This window comes from Bradyrhizobium iriomotense (assembly GCF_018129405.1).
In the GTDB taxonomy this organism is placed as follows: Bacteria; Pseudomonadota; Alphaproteobacteria; order Rhizobiales; family Xanthobacteraceae; genus Bradyrhizobium; species Bradyrhizobium iriomotense_B.
The window spans coordinates 242,394-255,432 of sequence record NZ_JAFCLP010000002.1; the positions used below are offsets into that span (position 1 = coordinate 242,394).

At 63.9% G+C, this 13,039-nt stretch carries 12 protein-coding genes; 7 read left to right on the forward strand and 5 right to left on the reverse strand.

The window, feature by feature from the left end; genetic code table 11:
* Nucleotides 1-8: 8 nt before the first annotated feature.
* Entirely contained in the window at nt 9-335 is a 327-nt protein-coding gene (locus JQ592_RS05875; RefSeq protein WP_211401966.1) for a hypothetical protein, read from the reverse strand.
* A gap of 595 nt (nt 336-930) precedes the next feature.
* Between JQ592_RS05875 and JQ592_RS05880 the strand changes: the two genes are divergently transcribed.
* The 6 genes from JQ592_RS05880 to JQ592_RS05905 all read left to right on the forward strand — a co-directional run bounded on the left by JQ592_RS05880 (nt 931) and on the right by JQ592_RS05905 (nt 8,588).
* Nucleotides 931-1,083, forward strand: coding sequence for a DUF1127 domain-containing protein (locus JQ592_RS05880; protein WP_007590701.1), 153 nt, complete (start codon nt 931-933; stop codon nt 1,081-1,083).
* A gap of 127 nt (nt 1,084-1,210) precedes the next feature.
* Nucleotides 1,211-2,638 (forward strand): methylenetetrahydrofolate--tRNA-(uracil(54)-C(5))-methyltransferase (FADH(2)-oxidizing) TrmFO, encoded by a 1,428-nt coding sequence (trmFO, locus tag JQ592_RS05885; RefSeq protein ID WP_211401967.1) that lies wholly within the window; start codon nt 1,211-1,213, stop codon nt 2,636-2,638.
* 7 nt (nt 2,639-2,645) lie between these two features.
* Nucleotides 2,646-3,740 (forward strand): AMP-binding enzyme, encoded by a 1,095-nt coding sequence (locus JQ592_RS05890; RefSeq protein WP_211401968.1) that lies wholly within the window; start codon nt 2,646-2,648, stop codon nt 3,738-3,740.
* 95 nt (nt 3,741-3,835) lie between these two features.
* On the forward strand, nt 3,836-4,402 hold the full coding sequence (locus JQ592_RS05895) for a CAP domain-containing protein (protein WP_211401969.1): 567 nt from the start codon (nt 3,836-3,838) through the stop codon (nt 4,400-4,402).
* A gap of 200 nt (nt 4,403-4,602) precedes the next feature.
* The gene (locus JQ592_RS05900; protein WP_211401970.1) at nt 4,603-8,202 is read left to right on the forward strand and encodes a GAF domain-containing protein; all 3,600 of its coding nucleotides are present in this window, start codon (nt 4,603-4,605) and stop codon (nt 8,200-8,202) included.
* Nucleotides 8,199-8,588 (forward strand): response regulator, encoded by a 390-nt coding sequence (locus JQ592_RS05905; RefSeq protein ID WP_211401971.1) that lies wholly within the window; start codon nt 8,199-8,201, stop codon nt 8,586-8,588. Before JQ592_RS05900 ends, JQ592_RS05905 begins: the two co-directional genes overlap by 4 nt.
* A 40-nt stretch (nt 8,589-8,628) precedes the next feature.
* Here the strand turns inward: JQ592_RS05905 and JQ592_RS05910 are convergent, their stop codons facing one another.
* Nucleotides 8,629-9,102, reverse strand: a complete 474-nt coding sequence (locus JQ592_RS05910) for a VOC family protein (protein WP_211401972.1) — start codon at nt 9,100-9,102, stop codon at nt 8,629-8,631.
* 154 nt (nt 9,103-9,256) lie between these two features.
* Here JQ592_RS05910 and JQ592_RS05915 point away from each other — a divergent pair, with 154 nt between their 5' ends.
* Nucleotides 9,257-10,435, forward strand: a complete 1,179-nt coding sequence (locus tag JQ592_RS05915) for an aminotransferase class V-fold PLP-dependent enzyme (RefSeq protein WP_211401973.1) — start codon at nt 9,257-9,259, stop codon at nt 10,433-10,435.
* Between the two features lie 10 nt (nt 10,436-10,445).
* Here JQ592_RS05915 and JQ592_RS05920 read toward each other — a convergent pair whose 3' ends face one another.
* Genes JQ592_RS05920 through JQ592_RS05930 form a run of 3 tightly spaced genes read right to left on the reverse strand, consistent with a single transcriptional unit; the run spans nt 10,446 to nt 12,979 of the window.
* Nucleotides 10,446-11,690 carry a threonine ammonia-lyase gene (locus JQ592_RS05920; protein WP_211401974.1) on the reverse strand — a complete coding sequence of 415 codons (1,245 nt, stop codon included), beginning with the start codon at nt 11,688-11,690 and terminating at the stop codon, nt 10,446-10,448.
* A gap of 45 nt (nt 11,691-11,735) precedes the next feature.
* Nucleotides 11,736-12,599 carry a phytoene/squalene synthase family protein gene (locus JQ592_RS05925; protein ID WP_211401975.1) on the reverse strand — a complete coding sequence of 288 codons (864 nt, stop codon included), beginning with the start codon at nt 12,597-12,599 and terminating at the stop codon, nt 11,736-11,738.
* Nucleotides 12,596-12,979, reverse strand: a complete 384-nt coding sequence (locus JQ592_RS05930) for an Mth938-like domain-containing protein (RefSeq protein WP_211401976.1) — start codon at nt 12,977-12,979, stop codon at nt 12,596-12,598. Before JQ592_RS05930 ends, JQ592_RS05925 begins: the two co-directional genes overlap by 4 nt.
* Between the last annotated feature and the right edge of the window lie 60 nt (nt 12,980-13,039).

Sequence of the window (13,039 nt, forward strand, 5' to 3'; positions counted from 1 at the left end):
GGTCGCGTTTACTTGCCCATGGTGGCGTGCATCGCCTTGTTCAGATGCGCGCCGCAGGCACCCATTTTGCCGTTGAGCAGCGAGTCCTGCGCCGCCGCAATCTCCTTCTGCGCGACGAACTTGCTGTCGCCGTCAGCCATGTTCTCGATCGCGGTCTCCGTCTTCTCCAGACTGGCCCCGCTGCAGCCGCCCGTGGCGTGCTTGGCGGCCTGAGCCGGCGCAACGGCGAATGCGACGGCGGCGAATGCGATAACCCCGAGTAACTTCGTCATGATGTTACTTTCCTTCTCTTGTTCTTGGGCCAGAACCAGCGACATTGCCGGAATCTGCGACATGACTTTCCTCCGGTTGCGGCAACTTGCCGCAATAAATTCCCCGCGAGAATTGCGTGATGTTGCGCGCCGCGCAGAGCCGCATGCGGAAATTCTGATTTTCATTACAACTTGGTAATGAGCTGACGCACGCTTGGCGTGTGCGCGCCGCATCAACGAGGGCGGTCAGCCCCAGGACCGATCGCGAACGATTGCATCCAGGCTCCCTTGGGAGCGCGGCAGTACGCGTCCAATATTTGAATATAAATTCATTTTTTTCGCCAGCGCGATTCATGCGAATCACGCATGAGAGACTTGGGCTTACAAGCTGACCCATCGTGTTGCGGATCACGGGAACGCAACTTATTTCAACCCTCATCGGAACCGCATTGTCTGCCATAAGCCCGTGATTTCACGGTAATTTATTGTAGCCAGCGGTCACTTTCGCCCAGCACTTGGGCGGGAGTGCCAAGAGGTTAATCGCCCCTTACCGACGCTATGCGCTCATCGCTTAGCTGCATCGCAACATCGGAACTTTCGCACTGCACCACTCTCACCTATATTCATTTCAACGATGACGCCTTAGGCAAAGGCTGAATCGAACTACAGGAGACTACCAATGCTGCTCTCGCTCATCCGCATGATCCAGGCTTTCCGGGATTATCAGCGCAATGTTGCCGAGCTGTCCCAGCTCAGCGATCGCGAACTGGCCGACATCGGCCTCGATCGCTCGGACATCCCGCGCGTCGCCGCCGGCCAGTATCAGGGCTGATATCGTTCAGCCCTTCACCGGAACGGACCGATAGCGCCCGCCTCGTGCGGGCGTTGTCGTTTCCGGAGGCAGAAAACTCGATCTCGGCGATTCCACTCTTCGCCGAAAAGCGCTACCTGTCCGCCCCATGACAGGATCCCATTCCAATAGTGTGCACGTGATCGGCGCTGGCCTTGCCGGCTCCGAGGCCGCCTGGCAGATCGCCAAATCAGGCGTGCCCGTGGTGCTGCACGAGATGCGGCCGGACCGCATGACCGAGGCGCACCGCACCGACGGGCTCGCCGAGCTCGTCTGCTCCAACTCGTTCCGCTCGGACGACGCGGCCAACAACGCCGTCGGCCTGCTGCATGCGGAGATGCGCCGCCTCGACTCGCTGATCATGCGCGCGGCCGATGCCAACCAGGTGCCCGCCGGCGGCGCCCTTGCGGTCGACCGCGAAGGCTTCTCCGCGGCCGTCACCAAGGCTCTCAACGATCATCTGCTGATCGAGATCGCCCGCGGCGAGGTTGCAGGCCTGCCGCCGGCGGACTGGAGCAACGTCATCGTCGCGACCGGCCCCCTCACCTCCGCTCCGCTGGCCGACGCCATCCGCCAGCTGACCGACGAGAGCGCACTCGCCTTCTTCGATGCGATCGCGCCGATCGTGCACCGCGAATCCATCGACATGTCGGTGGCCTGGTTCCAGTCGCGCTACGACAAGGTCGGCCCCGGTGGCAACGGCGCCGACTACATCAACTGTCCCATGACCAAGGAGCAGTATGACGGCTTCGTCGCCGCGCTGATCGCCGGCGAGAAGACCGAGTTCAAGGAATGGGAGACCAACACGCCCTATTTCGACGGCTGCCTGCCGATCGAGGTGATGGCGGAGCGCGGCCCCGAGACGCTGCGCCACGGCCCGATGAAGCCGGTCGGCCTCACCAATCCGCACGATCCCGCGACGAAGGCCTACGCCATCGTCCAGCTGCGCCAGGACAACAAGCTCGGCACGCTCTACAACATCGTCGGCTTCCAGACGAAGCTGAAGTACGGCGAACAGCAGCGCATCTTCCGCACAATTCCCGGGCTGGAGAAGGCCGAATTCGCCCGCCTCGGCGGCCTGCATCGCAACACCTTCCTCAACTCACCCAAGCTGCTCGACGGCCAATTGCGCCTGCGTGCGCAGCCGCGACTGCGCTTCGCCGGCCAGATGACGGGCTGCGAGGGCTACGTGGAATCCGCCAGCGTCGGCCTGATCGCCGGCCTCTATGCAGCCGCGGATGCACGCGGCGAGACGCTCGAGAGCCCGCCGGGCACGACCGCGCTCGGATCGCTGCTCGGCCACATCACCGGCGGCCACATCGAGACCATCGAGCCGGGCACGCGCTCGTTCCAGCCGATGAACATCAATTTCGGCCTATTCCCGCCACTGGCGAGCGTACCGACGAGGAAGCCCGACGGCACGCGCCTGCGCAGCAACGAGAAGACCGTAGCCAAGAAGCAGGCGATGAGCGCGCGGGCGCTCGCCGATCTCGATCGCTGGATCGCCGATCACCTGCGCATAGCCGCTGCTGCGTGAGTTTTAGATGAGCCTCCCCAAAGACGACGCCGCAGAGCTCTCGGCGCGCTGGACCGAGGGCGTGCTGCTGAAGCGCGACGTGTTCTCGACCGTCGAGCGCGGCCGCTTCCGCGGTGACAATTGCGAGGTCGACGCGGTGCTGCGCCGGCTGGACGAGGTGCCGTGGTGGTCGTTCCTGCTGGCGCGGCATCTGTTCGCGCGCGAGAAGCATGCACTCGCGCTCGCAAAGGGTCTGAACGTCGGTCCCGAGCTGCTCTGGGCCGGACGCCGCGCTTTGGTGCGCGGCTTCGTCGACGGCGTCGCACTGCATCTGGCAAAGCCGCATGGCGACCTCGCCTATTTCCGCTCGGCCAAGGCGGCGTTGCGGCGGCTGCGACGCGCCGGCATCTGCCACAACGATCTCGCCAAGGAGCAGAACTGGCTGGTCGGCCGCGACGGCCGCGCCTATGTGACCGACTTCCAGCTCGCCGCATGCTTTGCGCGCCGTGGCCGGCTCTATCGCATTCTTGCCTATGAAGACCTCCGCCACCTGCTCAAGCACAAGCGCTCCTACGCGCCGGAAGCGCTGACGCCGCGCGAGCGAAAAATCCTGGCGAAGAAGTCCTTTGCTGCGAGCCTGTGGCTTGTCACGGGCAAGAAGGTCTACCGTGCCATCACGCGCGGCCTGTTCAATTTCACCGACCGCGAGGGCGGCGGCCGCCGGCTCGTCAACGACGCGCCGGTGCTGGCCGAGTTGATCCGCAAGAATCCGGCCGTGCGCGACACCGCCATCGTCGCCTTTGCCGATCGGCGCACCGGCGTCGGTCTCTATGCCTTCGTCGAGGCGGATCAGGCCACGCTCGAAGGCCAGCTCCGGAGCGAGCTTTCGGCGGCCAAGGGTCCCAAGCCGCCGGAGCACATCCAGGTGGTGCACGCGCTGCCGCGTGACAACAGCGGCAAGCCACGCACCGAGATCCTGCAATTGGTCGCCATGAACCAGCTCGACCTGATCGAGCCGATGATGAAGAACGACCAGGACCGCGCCTTCCTCAAGGACATCCTGGAGCAGCGCAAGAACCTGCGCGACCGCTTCAATTTCGAGGCGGACCTGCCGGCCGGCTAGTCTGATGGCCCGTGCCTTGAAGCGTCCACATTGGCGATAGAGAAGCGGTCGGGCAATTGGGACTTGGCGGGGTCATGGGCACTCGGGGGACGACGATGCAGCGTGCGGTTGGCGGCCTGATCGCCGGCGTTGTGCTGCTTGCGGCCGCCCCCGCAATGGCCGAATCCCCGGCCGAGCTGATCTCGAGCTTCCGTCTCAAGCACGGTGAAGTCCGCGTCGTCCGCGATGCCACGCTCGACCGCATCGCCATGGACCAGGCCCGCGCGATGGCGGCGAAGGACGATCTCAGCCACGACGCGCTCGGCCCGTTCAACCGCCGCGTCGCCCCGGCCGGCGCAGGTCGCGCCGCCGAGAACATCGCCTATGGCTACGACAATTTCGAGAAGACGCTCGGACAGTGGATCGACTCCTCCGGGCACCGCAAGAACCTCTTGCTGCATAACGCCTCCCGCGTCGGTATCGCGAGCGCCAGGAATACCAGCGGCAAGCGCACCTATTGGGCGATGGTCATTGCCGGCGACTACGAGCCCAAGGGCAAAGGCAAAGGTAAAGGCAAGAAGAACGACGGGGAGCCGCTGGTTGCCGTGAAGCGCGAGGCGGCGCCGGCCAGCAAGCCGAAACCGAGCAACTGCCACATCAAGCTGCTCAGCCTCTGCATCTGAGGCGGGCTCCGCGCCCGCGTACCGTCTTGATTGCCGGCATTCCAGCAGGCCCGCCCTGCAATCGCCGGGGAGACGTGCAGAGCCTGTCGGCGCAACTTGCGATAAGGCTGGCCGAACGCGTTCCGAAGTGAAATAATCCAGTCGAAACTGCCGCATATTTTGGCCCAATGCTATAACGCATTCGGCGATATGGATTTCCGATGCCCGCGCTCTCCCAGGACGTGGTGGCAGATTTGAAGCAGGAGAACGCCCGGCTATTGGCCGAGTTGCGCGCCGCGCACGATCGGGAGAACGCAACCGCCGACGTCCTGAAAGTGATCGCGACGTCATCCTCCGACGTGCAGCCGGTGTTCGACGCAATCGCCACCAGCGCCAACCGGTTGATCGGGGGCTTTTCCACCGCAGTATTCCGTTTCGTCGACGGAATTGCGCACCTTGCCGCGTTCACCCGCACCAATGCTGTCGCAGATGCACATTTAACGCAGATGTTTCCGCGGCCCATTGCGGACTTTCCAAGCTTTCAACTCGCTTCGTTCGGAAAGGTTGTCCCCGTCCCCGACACCGAGGCCACCTCCGAACTGCAGATCCGAGACGTCGCCCGATTGCGCGGTTTCCGCGCGATGCTGTTCGCCCCTATCATGAAGGGCGGAACTGCAATCGGCATGATCAGCGTCACGCGTCCCCAGCCGGGCAACTTTGCCGAGCACGACAAGCAACTGCTGCGGATCTTTGCGGAGCAGGCTGTCATCGCCATAGACAATGCGAAGCTGTTCAGCGAAGTCCAGCAGCGCACAAACGACTTGACTGAATCGCTTCAGCAGCAGACCGCGGTCGGAGACGTTCTCAAAACGATCAGCCGCTCGACCTTCGATCTGCAGCCGGTGCTCGATACGCTCGTTCAGACCGCAGCGCGCTTGTGCAACGCCGAGATGGCTTTCATCATGCGGCGCGAAGGCGATCTCTACCGCGCCGGAGCAGCGGTCGGTTACAGCGCAGAGTATATCGAGTTCATCAAGGACCACCCCATCGCCCCCGGGCGCGGCACGATCACGGGGCGGGCGGTGATGGAAAAGCGTCCGGTCCAGATCTTCGATGTCGCCTCCGACCCGGAATATACGCTGCAGGAGGCGACGAGCCTCGGCGGCCAGCATACAGCGCTTTGTGTACCGCTGCTGCGCCAGAACGAGCCGATCGGGACCATTGTGCTCGCGCGCCAACGCACGGAGCTCTTCACCGAGAAGCAAATCGAGCTCGTCACCACCTTCGCCGACCAAGCCGTCATCGCGATCGAAAACGTGCGCCTGTTTGATGAGCTTCGGCAACGGACCAATGACCTGAGCGAGTCATTGCAGCAGCAGACGGCGACTGCAGACGTGCTGAAGGTCATCAGCCGTTCCGCCTTCGACCTTCAGAAGGTGCTCGATACGCTGACGGAATCCGCAGCGCGCCTATGTAATGCGGATATGGCCGCGATTGCGCGCAAGGACGAGCGCGGTTTCTATCATGCCACCGGCTACAATTTTCGCGTGAATTGGGTCAAGGTCGCCGACGTTCACCGGCTTCAGCCCGGCAGAGACAGTTTGATCGGCCGGGTTCTCCTCGAACAGCGGTCCGTTCAAATCCTCGATGTGCTGGCTGATCCCGAATATGCCTACCTGGACATGCAGAAGGCCGCAGGCTATCGCACGCTGCTCGGCGTGCCGATGATGCGCGAAGGCGAACCGATCGGCGTGCTGTTCCTGGGTCACACGACGGTTCAATCGTTTTCCGAGAAACAGGTCGAGCTGGTTTCGACGTTTGCCGATCAGGCGGTGATTGCCATCGAGAACGTGCGTCTTTTCGAGGAAGTGCAAACTACGAGCCGTGACTTGCAGGACGCACTGACATACCAAACCGGCAGCGCCAGTATTCTGAAGGTCATCGCGTCCTCCCCGACCGAGATCGATCCGGTCTTGAATGCGATTGTCGAAAGCGCCTGCGAGCTCTGCGAAAGCTCCGATGCGGTACTTCGCCTGAGAAGGGACGACCATCTTCAACTGGTTGCACATCACGGTCCGATAGTGCCCTCCCGCGCAACGTGGCCCATCAATCGCAAATGGACAGCCGGCCGCTCGATTCTCGACCGGTCTCCGGTCCAGGTGGGGGACATCACCTCGCCGGAGGGCGATGAATTTCCTGATGGACGAGAACTCAGGCGCGATGACGGCGTGCGGACCATCCTCAGTGTACCACTTTTGCGCGAAGGCGAAGGAATTGGCGCCATCACCCTTCGACGCACCGAGGTCAATCCGTTCAACGCCAAGCAGATTGCTCTGCTTCAGACCTTCGCCGATCAGGCCGTCATTGCGATCGGCAATGTCCGACTGTTCGAAGAGGTCCGAGAGCGCACGCGCGAACTTACGGAATCCCTCGAGCAGCAGACCGCGACAGCGGAAGTTTTGGCGACGATCAGCTCGTCCGCCGGCGAGTTGGAGCCGGTCTTCGACAAGATGCTGGAGAACGCGACCCGCGTCTGCGGAGCCCGATTTGGCACCATGAATCTCTACGAGGAAGGCGGCTTCCGCACGGTTGCACTCTACAACGCGCCGCAGGCCTATGTTGATACCCGCTTGTACCAGCGCATTCGCCCACATCCCGGCAGCGGTCTCGGCACTGTGGAGAAGACTCATCAGCCCGTCCACATCGAGGACATCCGGACCCAGCCGCCTTACATTGAAGGCAATCCCAACGTCCGCGCGCTCGCCGACCTTGCCGGAGCAAGAACCCTTGTCATCGTGCCCATGCTTAGGGAAGACGAGCTTATCGGGACGATCACGATCTTCCGCCAGGAAGTGAAGCCATTCACTTCGAAGCAGATCGCGTTGGTTGCCAATTTCGCGAATCAGGCCGTCATCGCGATCGAGAACGCTCGTCTGTTGAATGAACTGCGCAAGCGCACAAAAGAGCTCTCGCAGTCTCTCGAAGAGCTGCGCGCGACACAGGATCGACTGATCCAGACCGAAAAGCTCGCCTCACTTGGCCAGCTAACCGCAGGCATCGCCCATGAAATCAAGAACCCGCTCAATTTCGTCAACAATTTCTCATCGCTCTCATCGGAATTGATCGGCGAGCTGAACGAGAGGCTGCGTGCGACCGAGTTGGACGAGGCGGTCAGGCAGGAGATCGACGAACTCACGCAGGTGCTCCAGGGCAACCTCGCAAGGATCGTGCAGCACGGCGCACGCGCCGATTCCATCGTGAAGAACATGCTGCTGCATTCGCGACAGGGTTCTGGCGAGCGCCGCGCCGCCGACATCAACGGGATCGTCGAGGAAGGCCTCAATCTCGCCTATCACGGCGCGCGCGCGGAAAAGCCGGATTTTCACATTACGCTCGAGCGAAAGCTCGATCCCTCTGCGGGGATCGTCGGCGTGTACCCGCAGGAAATCACGCGGGTCTTTCTCAATCTGATCTCGAACGGCTTCTATGCGGCCATGAAACGCAAGGAAGTCGCCGGCGATGGGTTCGAGCCCGTTCTTAGCGCGACAACAAGGGGTCTCGATCGCGCCGTGGAAATCCGCATTCGCGACAATGGTACCGGAATTCCGGCCGAGGTGAGGGAGAAGATATTCAGTCCGTTCTTCACGACCAAGCCGGTCGGCGAAGGAACCGGGCTCGGCCTGTCGATATGTCACGACATTATCGTGAAACAACATGGCGGCAGCATCGATTTCGAGACCGAGCCAGGCGCCTTTACGGAGTTCATCATCACGCTGCCGCGCACTGCGGCCAGCGCAATGCAGACCGGAGACAAGGGGTGAGCGTGTACATTTTGGTTGTTGACGACGAGCCGGATGTCGAGGTGCTGTTTCGCCAGCAATTCCGACGCGATCTGCGCGCCGGCCGCTTTCTGATGGAATTTGCATCGTCGGCGCCGGTGGCGCTGCAGCGCGCCATGGAGTTCCGGGATGCCACGCTCATCCTGATCCTGTCAGACATCAACATGCCCGGCATGAGCGGGCTCGAGATGTTGCCGATTGTGCGTGCGGCCCGGCCCGACGTTCCCGTGATCATGATTACGGCTTACGGCGATACCGAAACCAAGCGCAGAGCGCTGGACAGCGGCGCTACTGATCTGTTGACCAAGCCGATTGACTTTGCAGCGCTGCGCCAGGAGATCGAGGCGAGGCTCGGTCACGCCGCATGATCGTCATGCGGGCGCAGCTCGGTGCGCCTGCAGGTCCACGTCAGCCCCGCCGCGCGGCCTCGATCACGGCGACGTCTATCTTCGTCATCCCCATCATCGCGTCGAACGCGCGTTTGGCCTCAAGGCCTCCGGCCGCCAGCGCCTCCGTCAGCGCGCGCGGCGTGATCTGCCAGGACACGCCCCATCTGTCCTTGCACCAGCCGCACGCGCTCGCCTGCCCGCCATTGCCGACGATGGCGTTCCAGTAGCGGTCAGTCTCCGCCTGGTCGTCGGTGGCGATCTGGAACGAGAAGGCTTCATTGTGCGTGAAAATGGGGCCGCCGTTGAGGCCGAGACAGGCGACGCCCGCCACCGTGAACTCGACGGTGAGCACATCGCCCGCCTTGCCGGACGGATAGTCGCCGGGCGCGCGGTGCACGGCGGTTACCGCGCTGTCGGGAAACGTCTCCGCATAGAAGCGGGCAGCCGCTTCGGCATCCTTGTCGTACCAGAGGCAAATCGTGTTCTTGGCCATCAGAATCCCCTTCAGTCGTTCCGTACCAAATCACGCCCCCTGTCAGCATAGGCATCCCGCTCTGCATCCTCCAGCCGCAACATCCGTTTGCCCCGATCTTGCTCGCATGCGTCATTGTGTCTAACTCTGGGAACCCGATGGCAGAGGTTCTCACGTGATCGACATCGACCAAATACGAGCCGATACACCGGCCGCCGCTCGGCTCGCCTACCTCCATAACGCCGGTGCGGCTCTCATGCCAACGGCGGTTGCCGCGGCGATAAAACGGCATATCGACCTCGAGAGCGAGATCGGGGGCTATGCTGCCGCCGACCGCGAGTCGGATCGACTTCAAGCGGTCTACGGCTCGGTGGCGCGTCTGCTGAATGCCGCGCCCGATGAGATCGCTCTCGTGGAGAACGCGACGGTTGCCTGGCAGATGGCGTTCTACGCGCTGCCGTTCCGCAAGGGCGACCGCATCCTGACCGCCGAGGCGGAGTATGCCGCCAACTATGTCGCCTTTCTTCAGGTCGCGAAACGAACCGGCGTGACCATCGACGTGGTGCCGAGCGATGCAACGGGCGAACTCGACATCGACGCGCTCGAACGCATGATCGACGCGCGCGTGAAGCTGATCGCCATCACCTGGGTTCCGACCAATGGCGGGCTGGTCAATCCCGCGGCGACGATCGGCAAGATCGCGCGGGCGCACGGCATTCCCTATCTACTCGACGCCTGCCAAGCGGTCGGCCAGATGGCCGTGGACGTCGAAGCCATCGGCTGTGACATGCTGTCGGCAACGGGGCGCAAATTCCTGCGCGGCCCGCGTGGCACCGGTTTTCTCTATGTCCGCCGCGCGCTGCTGCAGCAGCTCGAGCCGCCCATGATCGATCATTTCGCCGCGCCCTGGGTCTCGCGCGATGAATATCGACTCCGCGACGATGCGCGCCGTTTCGAGACCTGGGAGAACAATTACGCGGCCCGGCTCGGGCTCGGCGCTGCCGTCGATTATGCGCTCGATATCGGCATGGGACCCATCGAGCAGCGCTGCCGCCTGCTGACGGGCCGCCTTCGCAGCGGCCTCGCCTCCATTCGCGGTGTCACCATTCGCGACCTCGGCCGCACGCCGGGCGCCATCGTCAGCTTTACGATGGAAGGGCACGAGGCGGACGCCATTGTTCGCAGCGCCGCTGCGGCGGGCATCACCATCGGCGCTTCGGATCCGGCGAGCACCCGCATCGACGCCGAACTCCGCGCGCTGCCGCCGCTCGTGCGGGCGTCCCCGCATTACTACAACACGGAAGCGGAGATCGACCGGCTGATCGGTCACCTCGCGGATTTGGCGCCGCGTTAGCGTGGCGCGCTCACGTGCAGCGTGCGCTCAGTCCGGATGCGCTGAGCCTCGCCATGACCTCGTCGAGATGCGCGCTGTCGCGGGTCTCGATGACCAGCTGCAGCAACGTCGCCTTGGCCGGCAGGTCGGAGAAGGTCCGCTGGTGCGAGACCTCGATGATATTGGCGCCGGCTTCGGCCAGCAGCGTTGCCACGGCGGCCAATTGGCCGGGCCTGTCGGGAATGTCGAGCGAGAGCTGGGTCAGCCGCCCTTCGCGCGCAAGCTCGCGCGTGAGGACCGAGGCGATCAGCCTTGTGTCGATGTTGCCGCCGCTCAGGACGAGGCCGACCTTCTGGCCGGCGAAGCGGGATGGATCGGACATCAGCGCGGCCAGGCCGGCGGCGCCGGCGCCCTCGACAACCGTCTTCTCGATCGAGATCAGAGTCGCGACCGCACGTTCGAGCTCGGCTTCGTTGACCAGCGCGATGTCGTCGACGAGGCGGCGGACGATTTCGGTCGTGATCTTGCCCGGCGATTTCACCGCAATGCCTTCAGCCAGCGTATCGCCGCGCGCCGGAAGATTGCCGTCATGGATGGCATTGTACATCGACGGATAGAGCCAGGCCTCGACACCCAGGATCCGCAACGACGGCTTGATCGACTTCGCGGCAATGGCAATGCCGCTGATCAGCCCGCCGCCGCCGATCGGGACGACCAGCGTGTCGAGCTCGGGGACAGCCTTGAGCATTTCGAGGCCGACGGTGCCCTGCCCCGCGATGACGAGCGGATCGTCATAAGGATGGACGAAGATCATGCCGCGGGATTCGCCGTGGCTGCGCGCAAAGGCGGCCGCCTCTTCCAGCGTCGCGCCTGTCACCACCACCTCGGCGCCGTGATGCCTGGTGTTCTGGATCTTCACCATGGGTGTGCCGATCGGCATCACGATGGTGGCGGGAATGCCGAGCCGCCTGGCGTGATAGGCGACGCCTTGCGCGTGATTGCCCGCGGACATCGCGATCACGCCTCGCGCGCGCTCCTCCGGCGTCAGCGCGGTGAGCCGGTTCAACGCACCGCGCTCCTTGAACGAGGAAGTGAACTGGAGGTTCTCGAATTTGAGCCAGATATCGCAGCCGCAGATGCTGCTCAGCGTGCGGCTGTAGCTGCAGGGCGTCTCGACGACGGCGCCGTGGATGGTCGCGGCGGCGGCGTGAATGTCGCCCGGTGCGACCGGAAGGCCGCTGAGATCGGAGGACGTGGTTTGGGACAACTCAGCCATGGGCCAGCATAGAGCATTTGCTTCGGCCGGGCGATAAGCCAACCGCTATTTGGTAAATTCCCGGGAACGTGATGCTCGCCAGAGTGTCCACAGCATCCGCAGTCGCGACGGAGGCTGCAGCGCAAACGGATTGCGCCCGGGCCGCGACAGGCGCTTGAGGTCGCCCTGCGCCTGGCTCAGCGGCAGAAACGCCGGCCGCACGGACGGCGGCAGCTGCGTCAGCAGCGACAAGGCCGTGGTCACATGCTGCCGCGCCTCGCCCGTGAGCTGGTCCAGCACGGCCCGCAGGCTCGGCGTCGCCTTGCCGGCGAAGACATCCTCCATGCTGCAGCCATGGCTCGCCAGCACCTGCTGCGGCAGGAACAATTGCCGGTGCGCTGCATCGCGCGGCAGATTGGCGATGATTTGCGCGATGCCCTGCGCCAGCCCGGCGTGCCTCGCGAGGTGCTCGGCCGCCTCCGACGGCGGTCCCAGAACCTGCGCCGCCAGACCGAACAACGCCGATGAGGTCGCGGCCAGGTAGCCCTCCAGCGCCGCCATGGTCGGCATCGGATCGTTGTAGAGATCGAACTGGTGCTCGTCGGCGAGCAGCGACAGCGGCTCGACCGGCAGGTCGAAATCGCGGATCGCGCGCAGCAGCTCGGCCGCGACCGGATTGCCCTCGGCACTGCCATGGACATGGCCCGACAGCATGTCGGTCCACCATTGCAGGCGGATTTCGCCGGGCAAGGGCTGGCTCACCTGGTCGCGGACGCGGACGATCTCGACGTTGAAGGCATAGAGCGCCAGCAGCGCGCGGCGCTCGGTGGCAGGCGCGAACAGGGTCGCGGCATAGCGCGGAAAGTCGTGGCTGCGCACGAGATCGGCGCAGAAGGCGGCAGAATCGGACGGCGGCGCGGGGCTGCTCATGGCACGGCGATCAGCGCGGCGGCGACACGGCGCCGTTCGCCGATCATGATGTTGTAGGTGCGCACGGCCGGGCCGGTCTGCATCGTATCCAGCACCACCCTCACCGCCTTAAGGGCCTGGCGCAGCTCCGGCGGGGGCAGCCAGAGCCCGGTTCCGGTGCCGACCAGGAGCGTGTCGATGCTGTTGGCGGCTGCGAACACCCGATCCAGCGAGTAGCGGTCGATCTTGGTGGGATCCGTCACGTCCCAGGCCCAGATCGCGTCGGGCAGGCACAGCAGCGATCCCCGATGCGACATGCCGGCAAAGGCGAAGCCGCCCTTGCCATAGGCATCGATCGGCGCCGAGCGCGGGAAATGCGGTGCGTTGGGATCGCCGGCCATCTGGTTCGTCCGAATGAGCTTATTGCCCTCGCAAACGCCTGCGAGGGCCTGCAGTTCGGA

Coding starts and splice junctions, on each gene's coding strand:
- JQ592_RS05890 (WP_211401968.1), top strand. CDS start 2,646: ATGAGCCTCCCCAAAGACGACGCCGCAGAGCTCTCGGCGCGCTGGACC.
- JQ592_RS05930 (WP_211401976.1), bottom strand. CDS start 12,979: ATGGCCGGCGATCCCAACGCACCGCATTTCCCGCGCTCGGCGCCGATC.
- JQ592_RS05875 (WP_211401966.1), bottom strand. CDS start 335: ATGTCGCAGATTCCGGCAATGTCGCTGGTTCTGGCCCAAGAACAAGAG.
- JQ592_RS05920 (WP_211401974.1), bottom strand. CDS start 11,690: ATGGCTGAGTTGTCCCAAACCACGTCCTCCGATCTCAGCGGCCTTCCG.
- JQ592_RS05880 (WP_007590701.1), top strand. CDS start 931: ATGCTGCTCTCGCTCATCCGCATGATCCAGGCTTTCCGGGATTATCAG.
- trmFO (WP_211401967.1), top strand. CDS start 1,211: ATGACAGGATCCCATTCCAATAGTGTGCACGTGATCGGCGCTGGCCTT.
- JQ592_RS05895 (WP_211401969.1), top strand. CDS start 3,836: ATGCAGCGTGCGGTTGGCGGCCTGATCGCCGGCGTTGTGCTGCTTGCG.
- JQ592_RS05900 (WP_211401970.1), top strand. CDS start 4,603: ATGCCCGCGCTCTCCCAGGACGTGGTGGCAGATTTGAAGCAGGAGAAC.
- JQ592_RS05910 (WP_211401972.1), bottom strand. CDS start 9,102: ATGGCCAAGAACACGATTTGCCTCTGGTACGACAAGGATGCCGAAGCG.
- JQ592_RS05925 (WP_211401975.1), bottom strand. CDS start 12,599: ATGAGCAGCCCCGCGCCGCCGTCCGATTCTGCCGCCTTCTGCGCCGAT.